The sequence below is a fragment of the Enterobacter sp. 6722112 genome, assembly GCF_058661685.1.
On sequence record NZ_JBZWGR010000007.1, the window covers coordinates 4,341,483 to 4,358,188 of the forward strand.

The window sequence follows — 16,706 nt, forward strand, 5'->3', positions numbered from 1 at the left end:
CTATGGAAAATTATCAGATCGACAATCTGGACCGCGGCATTCTGGAAGCGCTAATGGCCAACGCACGCACCGCGTATGCCGAACTGGCGAAACAATTTGGCGTCAGCCCGGGGACCATTCACGTTCGCGTCGAGAAAATGAAGCAGGCCGGGATCATCACCGGCGCACGCATTGATGTCAGCCCGAAGCAACTTGGCTACGACGTCTGCTGCTTCATCGGCATTATTCTGAAAAGCGCCAAAGATTACCCCTCCGCGCTGGAGAAACTGAACGCGCTGGATGAAGTCACCGAGGCGTACTACACCACCGGGCACTACAGCATCTTTATAAAGGTGATGTGCCGATCCATTGACGCCCTCCAGCAGGTACTTATCAACAAGATCCAAACAATCGATGAAATTCAGTCCACTGAAACCCTGATCTCCCTGCAAAACCCGATCATGCGTACTATCCGCCCGTGATCGGGCAATTTCATTCCCACATTTTCCACAGGTAGATCCCAGCTCGTTCACAGCGTACAATGGCCGCCTCTTTATCTGAGCGAGCGATCAATGGCGGACATTACTCTTATCAGCGGCAGCACCCTGGGCGGTGCGGAATATGTAGCGGAACATCTGGCTGAGAAGCTGGAAGATGCGGGCTTTTCTACACAAACGCTGCACGGACCGCTGCTGGAAGATCTCCCGACTGACGGGGTCTGGCTGCTGATCACCTCCACGCACGGCGCGGGCGATCTGCCGGATAACCTGCAACCTTTATATGACGAACTGCTGGAACAACAGCCCGATCTGTCAAACGTCCGGTTTGGCGCTGTGGGGATCGGCAGCCGTGAATATGACACTTTCTGTGGCGCCATAGAGAAAGTAGAAGCTGCGGTGACCGCCTGCGGAGCAAAACAGCTGGGTGAAACGCTAAAGATCAACATCCTCGATCATGATATTCCCGAAGATCCAGCCGAGATCTGGCTCGCGGAATGGAAAAATTTACTCAAAAACGATTAAAGATCGTGCGATCAGATGTGGATAACTCTGGTTAAAAGCTCGTATTAAGCCGTAGTTATCCAAAGAACAACGTTGGTTTAGTTTTTGACCTGTGTATAAAGTGGCGATCTGATCCCAGCTTATACGGTCCAGGATCACCGATCATTCACAGCAAACGATCCTTCCTAACTGCATGATCTTATTTATGGGATCGGACTTATCCACAGAGGTCTGCGATCCTAATAAGAGATCACAATAGAACAGATCTCTAAATAAAAAGATCTTCTTTTTAATAGCCCAGGATCCCAATGCTTTCTCGAAAGACTAAAGTTGAGTAGAATCCACGGCCCGGGCTTCAATCCATTTTCATACCGCTTTACGCGAGGCAGACCACCATGTTTTATCAGGATCCTTTTGACGTCATCATCATTGGCGGGGGTCACGCAGGCACTGAGGCCGCAATGGCCGCAGCGCGAATGGGTCAGCAGACCCTGCTTTTGACACACAATATCGACACGCTGGGACAAATGTCCTGTAATCCGGCGATTGGCGGCATTGGGAAAGGACACCTGGTAAAAGAAGTGGATGCACTTGGCGGCCTGATGGCGAAAGCGATCGATCATGCGGGCATTCAGTTTAGGATACTAAACGCGAGTAAAGGTCCGGCTGTTCGCGCCACCCGTGCACAGGCAGACCGCGTGCTTTACCGTCAGGCTGTGCGCACCGCGCTGGAAAACCAACCGAACCTGATGATCTTCCAGCAGGCGGTAGAAGATCTTATCGTGGAGAACGATCGTGTTGTTGGCGCCGTGACCCAGATGGGTCTTAAGTTCCGCGCAAAAGCGGTTGTGCTGACGGTCGGGACATTCCTGGACGGTAAAATCCATATTGGTCTGGACAACTACAGCGGTGGCCGTGCTGGCGATCCGCCGTCGATTCCGTTATCTCGTCGTCTGCGTGAACTGCCGCTGCGCGTAAGCCGCCTGAAAACCGGTACGCCGCCGCGTATTGATGCGCGCACCATTGATTTCAGCGTGCTCGCACAGCAGCACGGCGATAACCCGATGCCGGTGTTCTCGTTCATGGGCAATGCGGCTCAGCATCCGCAGCAGGTGCCGTGCTACATCACGCACACCAATGAAAAAACCCATGACGTGATCCGCAATAACCTCGATCGCAGCCCAATGTACGCCGGTGTGATCGAAGGGATCGGCCCACGTTATTGCCCGTCGATCGAAGACAAGGTGATGCGATTTGCCGATCGTAACCAGCACCAGATCTTCCTCGAACCTGAAGGGCTGACCTCTAACGAAATTTATCCAAACGGCATCTCCACCAGCCTGCCGTTCGACGTGCAGATGCAGATTGTGCGTTCAATGCAGGGCATGGAAAACGCGAAGATCGTTCGTCCTGGCTACGCTATTGAGTACGATTTCTTCGATCCGCGCGACCTGAAGCCGACGCTGGAAAGCAAATTCATCCAGGGTCTGTTCTTCGCAGGCCAGATTAACGGTACCACCGGGTACGAAGAAGCTGCCGCACAAGGGTTGCTGGCCGGTCTGAACGCCGCTCGCTTCTCTGCCGAGAAAGAGGGCTGGGCACCGGCGCGTTCTCAGGCTTACCTGGGCGTTCTGGTCGACGATCTCTGCACGCTGGGGACCAAAGAACCGTACCGCATGTTTACTTCTCGTGCGGAATATCGCCTGATGCTGCGCGAAGACAATGCCGATCTGCGTCTGACTGAGGTGGGCCGTGAATTGGGTCTGGTGGATGACGAACGCTGGGCGCGCTTCAACGAGAAGCTGGAGCGTATCGAACAGGAACGTCAGCGCCTGAAAACCACCTGGGTGAATCCGCAGGCGGAAACCGCTGCCGAAGTAAACGCTCACTTAACAGCACCGCTGTCGCGCGAAGCCAGCGGGGAAGATCTGCTGCGCCGTCCTGAAGTCACCTACGAGAATCTGGTCAAACTGACCGCGTTCGCGCCGGGCCTTGAAGACGCGGAAGCGGCCGAGCAGGTCGAAATCCAGGTGAAATACGAAGGCTACATCGCGCGTCAGCAGGATGAGATCGAAAAACAGCAGCGCAACGAAAACACGCTGCTGCCGGAAATGCTGGACTATCGTCAGGTGACGGGCCTTTCCAACGAAGTGATCGCTAAGCTGAACGATCACAAACCTGTGTCGATTGGCCAGGCCTCACGTATCTCCGGCGTCACACCTGCCGCGATTTCGATTCTGCTGGTGTGGCTGAAAAAGCAGGGTATGCTGCGCCGCAGCGCGTAATGCTCTGAAAATTGCCCGGTGGCGCTTACCGGGCCTACTGAACCCGTAGGGCGGGTTAGCGAAGCGCCACCCGCCACTTAAGTTTCTCAACAGGTATCCACCGTGCTCAATAAACTCTCTCGTCTGCTGGAACAGGCAGGTATTTCGCTCACCGATCACCAGAAAAATCAGCTGGTGGCCTATGTCGATATGCTGAACAAATGGAATAAAGCGTACAACCTCACCTCCGTACGCGATCCCAACGAGATGCTGATTCGCCATATTCTCGATAGCATCGTCGTGGCGCCGTATCTGAACGGGGAACGTTTTATCGACGTGGGCACCGGCCCGGGCTTGCCGGGCGTTCCGTTGTCTATTGTTCGACCGGAGAGTCAATTCACGCTGCTGGACAGCCTGGGTAAGCGCGTACGCTTTTTACGCCAGGTCCAGCATGAGCTGAAGCTGGAAAACATCACGCCCGTGCAGAGCAGGGTAGAGGAGTTCCCGGCTGAGCCACCGTTTGACGGCGTTATCAGCCGCGCATTTGCGTCACTCAATGACATGGTGAGCTGGTGCAAACACCTGCCGGCGGAGAAGGGGCGTTTTTATGCGCTGAAAGGGCAACTTCCGGGGGACGAAATCGAGCTGCTTCCGGACGGTTTTGCTGTCGAATCCATTGAGAAACTTCAGATCCCTCAGCTCGAAGGTGAGCGTCATCTGGTGATAATTAAGCCAAACACTTTTTAAAAATTAATAAAAAATGTGGAATTTGTGCTGTTCTGATCGTGTTAAAAAGCAGCACATCCCGTCTGTTTTGGCCGTTGTTAATTTAACCTTGTTGTTACCATGGGTTTTCTTATGGTTAACCTGAAGTGAGTTGTTCACTCTGAGGATAATCAACCATGAAAATATCAGCCTGCTAAAAGTGGGTAAAGGCAACAAGAATGGAATGTTAAATATTTATTAAGAATGTCAATAAAAGGTTTTTGTTGTATATGGCTCTGTTTTAAAAATAGTTGCGATTTTTTTGCTTTAATTTCATACAGATGAAATAAATCGTTTTACGTCTTTGATAAATACCACTTTATCGCAAATGTGTATTTTGTGATCTCGTGCACGCTTTATCACCAACGTTTCCGCGCTGTTTGCAGTTTTGCCTGAAGGTCGGCACTTAGGTCAAAAGTTGAAAAATAGGACTGGGGAAAAATATTTAAACATTTATTCACCTTTTCGCTACTTAATGTTTGAAATCACGGGTACGCACCGTATAATTTGACCGCTTTTTGATGCTTGACTCTGAGCCTTAAAGGACGTTTTATACGACACGCGGCATACCTCGAAGGGAGCAGGAGTAAAAACGTGATGTCTGTGTCGCTCTTGAGTAGAAACGTTGCTCGTAAGCTTCTGTTCATTCAGTTTCTGGCTGTGATAGCAAGTGGACTGCTGTTTAGCCTCAAAGACCCCTTCTGGGGCATCTCCGCCGCGTGCGGAGGTTTGGCGGTGGTTCTGCCAAACGTGTTGTTTATGATTTTTGCCTGGCGTCATCAGGCGCATACACCCGCCAAAGGCCGCGTGGCCTGGTCCTTCGCTCTCGGCGAAGTGTGTAAGGTGTTGCTGACCTTTGCTCTACTGGTGATGGCGCTGGCGGTTTTGAAAGTGGTATTCATGCCGCTGATAGCAACGTGGGTTTTGGTGCTGGTGGTACAAGTTCTGGCTCCAGCTGTAATCAATAACAAAGGGTAAAAGGCATCATGGCTTCAGAAAATATGACGCCGCAGGATTACATAGGTCACCATCTGAATAACCTTCAGCTGGACCTGCGTACATTCTCGCTGGTGGATCCACATAACCCCCCGGCCACCTTCTGGACGATCAACATCGACTCCATGTTCTTCTCGGTGGTTTTGGGTCTTCTGTTCCTGGCCATGTTCCGCAGCGTTGCTAAAAAGGCGACCAGCGGTGTTCCAGGGAAATTCCAGACGTTCATCGAGATGATCATCGGCTTCGTCCATGGCAGCGTGAAAGACATGTACCATGGTAAGAGCAAACTGATTGCTCCGCTGGCCCTGACCGTGTTCGTTTGGGTCTTCCTGATGAACCTGATGGACCTCCTGCCTATCGATTTCTTACCTTGGATCGGTGAGCACGTACTCGGCCTGCCTGCACTGCGCGTGGTTCCGTCTGCCGACGTGAACATCACCCTGTCGATGGCGCTGGGCGTATTTATCCTCATTCTGTTCTACAGCATCAAAATGAAAGGCGTAAGCGGCTTTGTGAAAGAGCTTACCTTGCAGCCGTTCAACCACTGGGCGTTTATTCCGGTCAACCTGATCCTGGAAGGCGTTAGCCTGCTGTCCAAACCTGTTTCACTGGGTCTGCGACTGTTCGGCAACATGTATGCGGGTGAGCTGATTTTCATTCTGATCGCGGGTCTTCTGCCGTGGTGGTCACAGTGGATTCTGAATGTGCCATGGGCCATTTTCCACATCCTGATCATTACGCTGCAAGCCTTTATCTTCATGGTTCTGACGATCGTCTATCTGTCGATGGCGTCTGAAGAGCACTGATTTTTTACCAACACTACTACGTTTTAATTGAAACAAACTGGAGACTGTCATGGAAAACCTGAATATGGATCTGCTGTACATGGCTGCCGCTGTGATGATGGGTCTGGCGGCTATCGGTGCTGCGATCGGTATCGGCATCCTCGGGGGCAAATTCCTGGAAGGCGCAGCGCGTCAACCTGATCTGATTCCTCTGCTGCGTACTCAGTTCTTTATCGTTATGGGTCTGGTGGATGCAATCCCAATGATCGCTGTAGGTCTGGGTCTGTACGTGATGTTTGCTGTCGCGTAGTAGTTGTTTTAAAACCCCAAGCCACAGAAATTTAAGAGGTATTGTGCTGTGAACATGAACGCAACAATCCTCGGCCAGGCCATCGCGTTTATTCTCTTTGTCTGGTTCTGCATGAAGTATGTATGGCCGCCTTTAATGGCTGCCATTGAAAAACGTCAGAAAGAAATTGCTGACGGTCTGGCTTCCGCAGAACGCGCTAAGAAAGATTTGGACCTTGCACAGGCCAACGCGACAGACCAGCTGAAAAAAGCGAAAGCTGAAGCTCAGGTAATCATTGAACAGGCTAACAAACGCCGTTCTCAGATCCTGGACGAAGCCAAAGCTGAAGCAGAACAGGAACGTACTAAGATCGTGACACAGGCTCAGGCTGAAATTGAAGCTGAGCGTAAACGTGCTCGTGAAGAACTGCGTAAGCAGGTTGCGATTCTGGCTGTTGCTGGCGCCGAGAAGATCATCGAACGTTCCGTGGATGAAGCTGCTAACAGCGACATCGTGGACAAACTTGTCGCTGAACTGTAAGGAGGGAGGGGCTGATGTCTGAATTTGTTACGGTAGCTCGCCCCTACGCCAAAGCAGCTTTTGACTTTGCTGTCGAACACCAAAATGTCGATCGCTGGCAGAATATGCTGGCGTTTGCCGCTGAGGTGACGAAAAACGAACAAATGGCCGAGTTGCTTTCTGGTGCGTTAGCGCCTGAAACCCTCGCCGCGTCGTTTATCGCCGTGTGCGGAGAGCAACTGGATGCCAACGGCCAGAACCTGATTAAGGTGATGGCGGAAAATGGTCGTCTCCGTGTGCTCCCGGATGTTCTCGAGCAGTTTGAGCACTTACGTGCCCTTAGTGAAGCTACCGCTGAAGTTGAAGTAACTTCTGCGACTGAACTGAGTAACGAACAGCTTGCGAAAATCACCGCCGCGATGGAAAAACGTCTGTCACGCAAAGTTAAGCTGAATTGCAAAATCGATAAGTCTGTAATGGCAGGCGTAATCATCCGCTCGGGTGATATGGTCATTGATGGCAGCGTACGCGGCCGTCTTGAGCGCCTTGCAGACGTCTTGCAGTCTTAAGGGGACTGGAGCATGCAACTGAATTCCACCGAAATCAGCGAACTGATCAAGCAGCGCATTGCTCAGTTCAATGTTGTGAGTGAAGCTCACAACGAAGGTACTATTGTTTCTGTAAGTGACGGTGTTATCCGCATCCACGGCCTGGCCGATTGTATGCAGGGTGAGATGATTTCCCTGCCGGGTAACCGTTACGCTATCGCACTGAACCTGGAGCGCGACTCCGTAGGTGCCGTTGTGATGGGTCCATACGCTGACCTTGCCGAAGGCATGAAGGTTAAGTGTACTGGCCGTATTCTGGAAGTACCGGTTGGCCGTGGCCTGCTGGGTCGCGTTGTTAACACCCTGGGTGCGCCAATCGACGGTAAAGGTCCGGTTGAGCACGATGGCTTCTCCCCAATCGAAGTTATCGCACCAGGCGTTATCGACCGTCAGTCCGTTGATCAGCCAGTGCAGACGGGTTATAAGTCCGTTGACGCCATGATCCCAATCGGTCGTGGTCAGCGTGAACTGATCATCGGTGACCGTCAGACCGGTAAAACCGCGATGGCAATCGACGCCATCATCAACCAGCGTGATTCCGGCATCAAATGTGTGTACGTGGCTATCGGCCAGAAAGCGTCCACCATTTCCAACGTGGTTCGTAAACTGGAAGAGCACGGCGCACTGTCTAACACCATCGTTGTGGTAGCAACCGCGTCTGAATCTGCTGCACTGCAATACCTGGCGCCATACGCCGGTTGCGCAATGGGCGAATACTTCCGTGACCGCGGTGAAGATGCGCTGATCGTATACGATGACCTGTCTAAACAGGCCGTTGCTTATCGTCAGGTTTCCCTGCTGCTCCGTCGTCCACCAGGACGTGAAGCATTCCCGGGCGACGTATTTTACCTCCACTCTCGTCTGCTGGAGCGTGCTTCCCGCGTTAACGCGGAATACGTCGAGAACTTCACCAAAGGTGAAGTGAAGGGTAAAACAGGTTCTCTGACCGCTCTGCCGATCATTGAAACCCAGGCGGGTGACGTTTCTGCGTTCGTTCCGACCAACGTAATCTCCATTACCGATGGTCAGATCTTCCTGGAAACCAACCTGTTTAACTCCGGTATTCGTCCGGCGGTTAACCCGGGTATCTCCGTATCCCGTGTGGGTGGTGCTGCTCAGACCAAGATCATCAAGAAACTGTCCGGTGGTATCCGTACCGCGCTAGCACAGTATCGTGAACTGGCTGCGTTCTCTCAGTTCGCATCCGATCTGGACGAAGCAACCCGTAAACAGCTGAGCCACGGTCAGAAAGTGACCGAGCTGCTGAAGCAGAAACAGTACGCGCCAATGTCTGTTGCTCAGCAGGGCCTGGTACTGTTCGCGGCTGAACGCGGTTACCTCGAAGATGTGGAACTGGCGAAAATCGGTAGCTTCGAAGCCGCTCTGCTGGCTTACGTCGACCGTGATCACGCTCCGCTGATGCAAGAGATCAACCAGACCGGTGGCTATAACGACGAAATCGAAGGCAAGCTGAAAGCTATCCTCGATTCCTTCAAAGCAACCCAATCCTGGTAATCGTCCGGCGGCTTGTCTCAGGACAAGCCGTCTGGCATTGAGGAGAAGCTCATGGCCGGCGCAAAAGAGATACGTAGTAAGATCGCAAGCGTCCAGAACACGCAAAAGATCACTAAAGCGATGGAGATGGTCGCCGCTTCCAAAATGCGTAAATCGCAGGATCGCATGGCGGCCAGCCGTCCTTATGCAGAGACCATGCGCAAAGTGATTGGTCACCTTGCGAACGGTAATCTGGAATATAAGCACCCTTACCTGGAAGAACGCGACGTTAAGCGCGTGGGCTACCTGGTGGTGTCGACTGACCGTGGTCTGTGTGGCGGCTTGAACATTAACCTGTTCAAAAAACTGCTGGCGGATATGAAAGGCTGGTCCGATAAAGGCGTTCAGTGCGATCTGGCACTGATTGGCTCTAAAGGCGTCTCTTTCTTTAACTCCGTTGGCGGCAACATTGTCGCTCAGGTGACCGGTATGGGTGATAACCCGTCCCTGTCCGAACTGATCGGCCCGGTTAAAGTGATGTTGCAGGCCTACGATGAAGGCCGTCTGGACAGACTGTACGTTGTCAGCAACAAATTTATTAACACCATGTCTCAGGTGCCTACGCTCACTCAGATGCTGCCGTTACCGGCATCAGAAGATGACGAGCTGAAACAGAAAGCCTGGGATTACCTGTATGAACCCGATCCGAAACCGCTGCTGGATACCCTGCTGCGTCGTTACGTTGAATCTCAGGTTTATCAGGGCGTTGTAGAAAACCTGGCCAGCGAGCAGGCCGCACGAATGGTGGCGATGAAAGCCGCGACCGATAATGGCGGCAGCCTGATTAAAGAGCTGCAGTTGGTTTACAACAAAGCTCGTCAGGCCAGCATTACTCAGGAACTCACCGAGATCGTCTCGGGGGCCGCCGCGGTTTAACCAGGTTTACGAATTACGTAGAGGATTCAAGATGGCTACTGGAAAGATTGTCCAGGTAATCGGCGCCGTGGTGGACGTCGAGTTCCCTCAGGACGCCGTACCACGCGTGTACGACGCGCTTGAGGTACAGAATGGTAACGAGAGCCTGGTGCTGGAAGTTCAGCAGCAGCTCGGCGGCGGTATCGTGCGTACCATCGCCATGGGTTCTTCCGACGGTCTGCGTCGTGGTCTGGAAGTAAAAGACCTTGAGCACCCGATCGAAGTCCCGGTAGGTAAAGCAACGCTGGGTCGTATCATGAACGTATTGGGTCAGCCAATCGACATGAAAGGCGACATCGGTGAAGAAGAGCGTTGGGCTATCCACCGCGCGGCACCTTCCTACGAAGAGCTGTCCAGCTCTCAGGAACTGCTGGAAACCGGCATCAAAGTTATCGACCTGATGTGTCCGTTCGCGAAGGGCGGTAAAGTCGGTCTGTTCGGTGGTGCGGGTGTAGGTAAAACCGTAAACATGATGGAGCTGATCCGTAACATCGCGATCGAGCACTCCGGTTACTCCGTGTTTGCGGGCGTGGGTGAACGTACTCGTGAGGGTAACGACTTCTACCACGAAATGACCGACTCCAACGTTCTGGATAAAGTATCCCTGGTTTACGGCCAGATGAACGAGCCACCAGGAAACCGTCTGCGCGTTGCGCTGACCGGCCTGACCATGGCTGAGAAGTTCCGTGACGAAGGTCGTGACGTTCTGCTGTTCGTTGATAACATCTACCGTTACACCCTGGCCGGTACTGAAGTATCTGCACTGCTGGGTCGTATGCCTTCAGCGGTAGGTTATCAGCCTACGCTTGCGGAAGAGATGGGTGTTCTTCAGGAACGTATCACCTCTACCAAAACCGGTTCTATCACCTCCGTTCAGGCGGTATACGTACCTGCGGATGACTTGACTGACCCATCCCCAGCCACCACCTTTGCTCACTTAGATGCAACCGTGGTACTGAGCCGTCAGATCGCGTCTCTGGGTATCTACCCGGCCGTTGATCCGCTGGACTCCACCAGCCGTCAGCTGGATCCACTGGTTGTTGGCCAGGAGCACTACGACACCGCGCGTGGCGTACAGTCCCTGCTGCAACGTTATCAGGAACTGAAAGACATCATCGCCATCCTGGGTATGGATGAACTGTCTGAAGAAGACAAACTGGTGGTAGCACGTGCGCGTAAGATCCAGCGCTTCCTGTCCCAGCCGTTCTTCGTTGCGGAAGTATTCACCGGTGCACCGGGTAAATACGTTTCCCTGAAAGACACCATCCGTGGCTTTAAAGGCATCATGGAAGGCGAATACGATCACCTGCCAGAGCAGGCGTTCTACATGGTTGGTTCCATCGAAGAAGCCGTGGAAAAAGCCAAAAAACTTTAACGCCTTAATCGGAGGGTGATATGGCAATGACTTACCACCTGGACGTCGTCAGCGCAGAGCAACAAATGTTCTCTGGTCTGGTCGAGAAAATCCAGGTAACGGGTAGTGAAGGTGAACTGGGTATTTTCCCGGGTCACGCACCGCTGCTCACCGCCATTAAGCCTGGTATGATCCGCATCGTTAAACAGTTCGGTCATGAAGAGTTTATCTATCTGTCCGGCGGCATTCTTGAAGTGCAGCCAGGCAGTGTGACCGTTCTGGCCGATACCGCTATTCGTGGCCAGGATCTCGACGAAGCGCGAGCCCTGGAATCGAAGCGTAAGGCTGAAGAGCACATTAGCAGCTCTCATGGTGACGTGGATTACGCTCAGGCGTCTGCGGAGCTGGCCAAAGCGATCGCGAAACTGCGCGTTATCGAGTTGACCAAAAAAGCGATGTAACACCGGCTTGAAAAGCACAAAAGCCAGTCTGGATCCCAGACTGGCTTTTTTTTTCGGCCTTAATTCATGATGAAAAAGATGTAGAATTTTAAGCATCAAACGTTTTTACTTCTCACACAAACTACCGTCAGGATGCGTATGTTAAACAGTGCGATGAGCGTGGTGATCCTTGCCGCAGGCAAAGGTACCCGCATGTATTCCGATCTGCCTAAGGTGCTCCACACGCTGGCAGGAAAGCCAATGGTTCAGCATGTTATTGATGCAGCGAATGAATTAGGCGCCAGCCAGGTGCATCTGGTTTATGGACATGGCGGCGACCTGCTGAAAAAAACGCTGCGTGATGACAATCTCAACTGGGTGCTACAGGCAGAACAGTTGGGTACAGGCCATGCGATGCAGCAGGCTGCACCCTTCTTCGCTGATGATGAAGATATCCTGATGCTCTACGGCGACGTCCCGCTGATCTCCGTTGAAACCCTCACTCGCCTGCGTGAAGCCAAACCGCAGGGCGGCATCGGTTTGTTGACCGTCGTGCTGGACGATCCAACCGGCTATGGCCGCATTACGCGTGAAAACGGCAAGGTAACCGGGATTGTTGAGCATAAAGATGCCACTGACGAACAGCGCCAGATTCAGGAGATCAACACCGGCATCCTGATTGCGAACGGTGCGGATATGAAGCGCTGGCTGTCCAGACTCAACAATAACAACGCGCAGGGTGAATACTACATCACCGATATTATTGCGATGGCGTACCACGAAGGGCGTGAAATTGCCGCCGTTCACCCGGCTCGCATCAGCGAAACGGACGGGGTAAACAACCGTCTCCAGCTTTCTCGCCTGGAGCGTATTTACCAGTCCGAGCAGGCAGAAAAGCTGTTGCTCGCGGGCGTTATGCTGCGCGATCCGGCGCGTTTCGATCTGCGTGGCACGCTGACCCACGGGCGCGACGTTGAAATAGATACTAACGTTATCCTGGAAGGTAACGTCACGTTGGGCAACCGCGTCAAAATCGGCACTGGCTGCGTGATTAAAAACAGCGTGATCGGTGACGACTGCGAAATCAGCCCGTACAGCGTGGTGGAAGATGCCCATCTTGAGGCGGCATGTACCATCGGCCCGTTTGCGCGTCTGCGCCCGGGCGCTGAGCTGCTGGAAGGCGCTCACGTAGGTAACTTTGTGGAAATGAAAAAAGCGCGTCTGGGTAAGGGCTCGAAAGCCGGTCATCTGACCTATCTGGGCGATGCGGAAATTGGCGACAACGTAAACATCGGTGCTGGAACCATCACCTGTAACTATGACGGTGCCAATAAGTTTAAAACCATCATCGGTGATGATGTGTTTGTAGGCTCCGATACCCAGCTGGTGGCGCCCGTCACCGTGGGCAAAGGCGTGACCATTGCCGCCGGGACAACCGTTACGCGCGATGTGGCCGAGAACGAGCTGGTGTTAAGCCGTGTGCCGCAGGTCAGCAAGCAGGGCTGGAAACGCCCGGTGAAGAAGAAGTAACAACAAGGCGGGTGGCGCTATGCTAACCCGCCCTACGATTGAGTAGGCCTGATAAGGCGTAGCCGACATCAGGCAAACCCGGGAGAGGAGATAAATATATATCTCCCCCCACAAGCAGTACCCATAAAAATAACCCCACTCTCTACAAGGCTCGGGGCGCCCGGAAAGGGCAAATACAGGTCAGCGACAACGCATGGCATAACGCCATAATCAGGAAATCTAACTATGTGTGGAATTGTTGGCGCAGTTGCGCAGCGTGATATTGCTGAAATCCTTCTCGAAGGTTTACGTCGTCTGGAATACCGTGGTTACGACTCAGCCGGTCTGGCTGTGGTCGATGCAGAAGGTCATATGACCCGTCTGCGTCGTCTCGGTAAAGTGCAGATGCTGGCCCAGGCTGCGGAAGAACATCCGCTGCACGGTGGCACCGGTATTGCACATACCCGCTGGGCGACCCACGGTGAGCCATCTGAAGGCAACGCACACCCGCATGTGTCTGAACACATTGTGGTGGTGCATAACGGCATTATCGAAAACCACGAACCGCTGCGTGAAGAACTGAAAGCGCGCGGCTATACCTTCGTCTCTGAAACCGACACCGAAGTGATTGCTCACCTGGTGCACTGGGAGCTGGCAAAGGGCGGTACACTGCGTGATGCGGTGCTGCGCGCTATCCCTCAGCTGCGTGGTGCTTACGGTACGGTGATCATGGATTCCCGCGACCCGTCCACGCTGCTGGCCGCGCGTTCCGGTAGTCCGATGGTGATTGGTCTGGGCATGGGTGAAAACTTTATCGCTTCCGACCAGCTGGCGCTGCTGCCGGTTACCCGTCGCTTTATCTTCCTGGAAGAGGGAGACATTGCCGAGGTGACACGTCGCAGCGTGACCGTATTCGACACGAAAGGCGAGCAGGTTAAGCGTCAGGAGATCGAATCAAACCTGCAATACGACGCGGGCGACAAAGGTGCTTACCGTCACTACATGCAGAAAGAGATCTACGAACAGCCAAACGCCATTAAAAACACCCTGACCGGGCGCATCAGCCACGGCGAAGTGGATCTGAGCGAGCTGGGCGCCAATGCCAACGAACTGCTGGGCAAAGTCGAGCACATTCAGATCGTGGCCTGCGGTACCTCTTATAACTCCGGTATGGTCTCGCGCTACTGGTTTGAATCCCTGGCGGGCGTGCCGTGTGATGTGGAAATCGCGTCTGAGTTCCGCTACCGCAAATCTGCGGTGCGTCGTAACAGCCTGATGATCACCCTTTCTCAGTCTGGCGAAACGGCTGATACCCTGGCGGCGCTGCGTCTGTCTAAAGAGTTGGGTTACCTGGGCTCGCTGGCCATCTGTAACGTGCCGGGCTCTTCGCTGGTACGTGAATCCGATCTGGCGCTGATGACCAAAGCCGGTACTGAAATTGGCGTGGCTTCCACCAAGGCGTTTACCACTCAGTTAACCGTTCTGCTGATGCTGGTGGCGAAACTGGCGCGTCTGAAAGGTCTGGATGCCTCCGTTGAACACGACATTGTGCATGGCCTTCAGGCGCTGCCGAGCCGTATCGAGCAAATGCTGTCTCAGGACAAACGCATTGAGGCGCTGGCGGAAGATTTCTCTGACAAACATCACTCCCTGTTCCTGGGGCGTGGCGATCAGTATCCGATTGCGCTGGAAGGCGCGCTGAAACTGAAGGAGATCTCTTACATTCACGCTGAAGCTTACGCGGCAGGTGAACTGAAACATGGCCCGCTGGCGCTGATCGACGCGGATATGCCGGTTATCGTGGTGGCACCGAACAACGAACTGCTGGAAAAACTGAAATCTAACATCGAAGAAGTGCGCGCCCGTGGTGGTGTTCTGTACGTCTTTGCGGATAAAGATGCCGGTTTCGCCAGCAGCGACAACATGCACATCATCGAGATGCCGCATGTGGAAGAGGTGATTGCGCCGATCTTCTATACCGTTCCGCTGCAACTGCTGGCTTATCACGTCGCGCTGATCAAAGGCACCGACGTTGATCAGCCGCGAAATCTGGCGAAGTCTGTTACCGTAGAATAATATTATATATCACTTAGGAATAACCCCGTTAATTTATGATTACGGGGTTATTTTTATATCAAAACATAAATATTTTCTGAAAAATAAAGTTTCCCACTTCTTATTAAATAAAAACTAATTACAGTGTGTCGACTTTTCTGTGTGATATAAAATTATATTAAGTAATAAAACGCTTATGTTTATTCTCTTATTCCATCAGTAATAATTAATACAATATTATTTCTCCTTGTTATTTTCATTTTTCAGTTTACTATTTCCTGGCCGGGATGGTTCGGCAATATTTGTTTTAATAATGAAACATGATTATTCATAACTTCAGGATAATGTCATAATGAATGGAAAACTTTTTAAAAGCGCATTAGTTTGCTCATCTTTGATTTTAGGTTGGCAGGCGCACGCGGGGAACGGCAATGGTACTGTACACTTTACAGGCGAAATTATTGACAGCACCTGTGAGGTTACTGCGCCAACACAAACTCAAACCGTTGACCTTGGTAAAGTCAATAAATCCGCCTTTTCTGGTGCAGGCTCGACGGCTTCCGTACAGGCTTTCCAGATCGATCTTGAAAATTGCCCTGATACATATAAAAAAGCCACCGCTCGCTTTGATGGTACAGAAGATGGAGACGGTTACCTTAAACTGAACGCTGGTGGAGCTACAGGGGTTGCCGTTGCCATCTACAACCGTGCTGACAACAGCTTGCTGAAGCTTTACAACCAGTCAGTCAGTGCAGATATCGACGCTGATGGCAAGGCGACACTGCCGTTCATGGCTCGCTATATGGCTACCTCCGCAACCGTAACGCCAGGTGTGGCAAATGCGGATTCTGAATTTACTATCACTTACAGTAATTAACCTCTAGCTTTCCGAAATAAAATCAGGCCTGGCAAGGCAGGTTTCTTTACGTCTAATGGACAGCGAAACCTCGCAGGCCTGTCACAGGATATGATATGCGCAGGCGTTTTATCGATATTTTTATTATTCTCTTTTTAGTCGTGTGTGCCTCTCCCTCATGGGGTGGGATTATTATCGGTGGTACGCGGATTATTTTCCCCAGCAATAAAACAGATACCACTATTTCTGTAATAAATAATGATACTTCCTTACCCTATCTGATTCAGGCATGGATTGATCCTTTTTTAGCCACAGAGAAAACGAAACCACCGTTTACCGTTATTCCTCCTGTTTCAAGGCTGGAGCCAAAACAGGAGCGCGTATTGCGCATTATTAAAACAAAAGGCGATTTACCCACCGAGCGGGAATCTGTCTTTTGGCTGAATGTTAAGAATATCCCTCCAACGCCGGACAAACAGAACAGCAAGCTGGAAATCGCGATTAAAACGCGCATTAAGTTATTCTGGCGCCCTGCCAGCATTACTGAAAAGCCTGAAACCGCCAGCCTAAAAGTCATCTGGCGCAAACAAGGCAATACCCTGGTGGTTAATAATCCTACGGCTATCCATATCAACGTTATTGATGTTGCTGTAGACGGCAAACCGCTGGATTTGGCGATGATTAAGCCCTTTGAGACGCTCAACATTCCCTTACCCGCTGGTGTCGCGAGTAAGACACTCATCTGGCATAGCATCAATGATTATGGCGCGATAAGCGACGCCATCAAACACCCCCTTTGACTCAGGCGAGATGGTTA

At 52.2% G+C, this 16,706-nt stretch carries 17 protein-coding genes; all 17 read left to right on the top strand.

The annotated features are described in order from the left end of the window. The first annotated feature begins 2 nt into the window (after window positions 1-2). The 17 genes from asnC to AC4OVU_RS22295 all read left to right on the top strand — a co-directional run bounded on the left by asnC (window position 3) and on the right by AC4OVU_RS22295 (window position 16,689). Window positions 3-461, top strand: coding sequence for a transcriptional regulator AsnC (gene asnC, locus AC4OVU_RS22215; RefSeq protein WP_003862383.1), 459 nt, complete (start codon window positions 3-5; stop codon window positions 459-461). A 90-nt stretch (window positions 462-551) separates the two neighbouring features. Beyond that, on the top strand, window positions 552-1,001 hold the full coding sequence (gene mioC / locus AC4OVU_RS22220; protein ID WP_003862381.1) for an FMN-binding protein MioC: 450 nt from the start codon (window positions 552-554) through the stop codon (window positions 999-1,001). A gap of 374 nt (window positions 1,002-1,375) precedes the next feature. Continuing rightward, on the top strand, window positions 1,376-3,265 hold the full coding sequence (mnmG, locus tag AC4OVU_RS22225; RefSeq protein WP_003862379.1) for a tRNA uridine-5-carboxymethylaminomethyl(34) synthesis enzyme MnmG: 1,890 nt from the start codon (window positions 1,376-1,378) through the stop codon (window positions 3,263-3,265). 102 nt (window positions 3,266-3,367) lie between these two features. Beyond that, window positions 3,368-3,991, top strand: a complete 624-nt coding sequence (gene rsmG, locus AC4OVU_RS22230; protein ID WP_017383708.1) for a 16S rRNA (guanine(527)-N(7))-methyltransferase RsmG — start codon at window positions 3,368-3,370, stop codon at window positions 3,989-3,991. Between the two features lie 615 nt (window positions 3,992-4,606). Further along, window positions 4,607-4,987 (top strand): F0F1 ATP synthase subunit I, encoded by a 381-nt coding sequence (gene atpI / locus AC4OVU_RS22235; RefSeq protein WP_003862375.1) that lies wholly within the window; start codon window positions 4,607-4,609, stop codon window positions 4,985-4,987. A gap of 8 nt (window positions 4,988-4,995) precedes the next feature. Continuing rightward, window positions 4,996-5,811 (top strand): F0F1 ATP synthase subunit A, encoded by an 816-nt coding sequence (gene atpB, locus AC4OVU_RS22240; protein ID WP_003862373.1) that lies wholly within the window; start codon window positions 4,996-4,998, stop codon window positions 5,809-5,811. A gap of 49 nt (window positions 5,812-5,860) precedes the next feature. Continuing rightward, on the top strand, window positions 5,861-6,100 hold the full coding sequence (atpE, locus tag AC4OVU_RS22245; RefSeq protein ID WP_000429386.1) for a F0F1 ATP synthase subunit C: 240 nt from the start codon (window positions 5,861-5,863) through the stop codon (window positions 6,098-6,100). A gap of 48 nt (window positions 6,101-6,148) precedes the next feature. Continuing rightward, window positions 6,149-6,619, top strand: coding sequence for a F0F1 ATP synthase subunit B (atpF, locus tag AC4OVU_RS22250; protein ID WP_003862370.1), 471 nt, complete (start codon window positions 6,149-6,151; stop codon window positions 6,617-6,619). A 14-nt stretch (window positions 6,620-6,633) separates the two neighbouring features. After that, window positions 6,634-7,167 (top strand): F0F1 ATP synthase subunit delta, encoded by a 534-nt coding sequence (atpH, locus tag AC4OVU_RS22255; protein WP_015570151.1) that lies wholly within the window; start codon window positions 6,634-6,636, stop codon window positions 7,165-7,167. Between the two features lie 12 nt (window positions 7,168-7,179). Beyond that, window positions 7,180-8,721: a F0F1 ATP synthase subunit alpha gene (gene atpA / locus AC4OVU_RS22260; RefSeq protein ID WP_003862367.1), complete on the top strand. Its 1,542-nt coding sequence runs from the start codon at window positions 7,180-7,182 to the stop codon at window positions 8,719-8,721. 51 nt (window positions 8,722-8,772) lie between these two features. Further along, on the top strand, window positions 8,773-9,636 hold the full coding sequence (atpG, locus tag AC4OVU_RS22265) for a F0F1 ATP synthase subunit gamma (RefSeq protein WP_003862364.1): 864 nt from the start codon (window positions 8,773-8,775) through the stop codon (window positions 9,634-9,636). Window positions 9,637-9,667: 31 nt separating this feature from the next. After that, window positions 9,668-11,050 (top strand): F0F1 ATP synthase subunit beta, encoded by a 1,383-nt coding sequence (gene atpD / locus AC4OVU_RS22270; protein ID WP_015570150.1) that lies wholly within the window; start codon window positions 9,668-9,670, stop codon window positions 11,048-11,050. 20 nt (window positions 11,051-11,070) lie between these two features. Next, on the top strand, window positions 11,071-11,490 hold the full coding sequence (locus tag AC4OVU_RS22275; protein ID WP_006177560.1) for a F0F1 ATP synthase subunit epsilon: 420 nt from the start codon (window positions 11,071-11,073) through the stop codon (window positions 11,488-11,490). Between the two features lie 138 nt (window positions 11,491-11,628). After that, window positions 11,629-12,999: a bifunctional UDP-N-acetylglucosamine diphosphorylase/glucosamine-1-phosphate N-acetyltransferase GlmU gene (gene glmU / locus AC4OVU_RS22280; protein ID WP_023302808.1), complete on the top strand. Its 1,371-nt coding sequence runs from the start codon at window positions 11,629-11,631 to the stop codon at window positions 12,997-12,999. Between the two features lie 225 nt (window positions 13,000-13,224). Next, window positions 13,225-15,054: a glutamine--fructose-6-phosphate transaminase (isomerizing) gene (gene glmS / locus AC4OVU_RS22285; RefSeq protein WP_015570148.1), complete on the top strand. Its 1,830-nt coding sequence runs from the start codon at window positions 13,225-13,227 to the stop codon at window positions 15,052-15,054. A 331-nt stretch (window positions 15,055-15,385) separates the two neighbouring features. Beyond that, window positions 15,386-15,910: a fimbrial protein gene (locus AC4OVU_RS22290; RefSeq protein WP_032668932.1), complete on the top strand. Its 525-nt coding sequence runs from the start codon at window positions 15,386-15,388 to the stop codon at window positions 15,908-15,910. A gap of 95 nt (window positions 15,911-16,005) precedes the next feature. Beyond that, the gene (locus AC4OVU_RS22295; protein WP_032672190.1) at window positions 16,006-16,689 is read left to right on the top strand and encodes a fimbrial chaperone; all 684 of its coding nucleotides are present in this window, start codon (window positions 16,006-16,008) and stop codon (window positions 16,687-16,689) included. Window positions 16,690-16,706 lie beyond the last annotated feature (17 nt).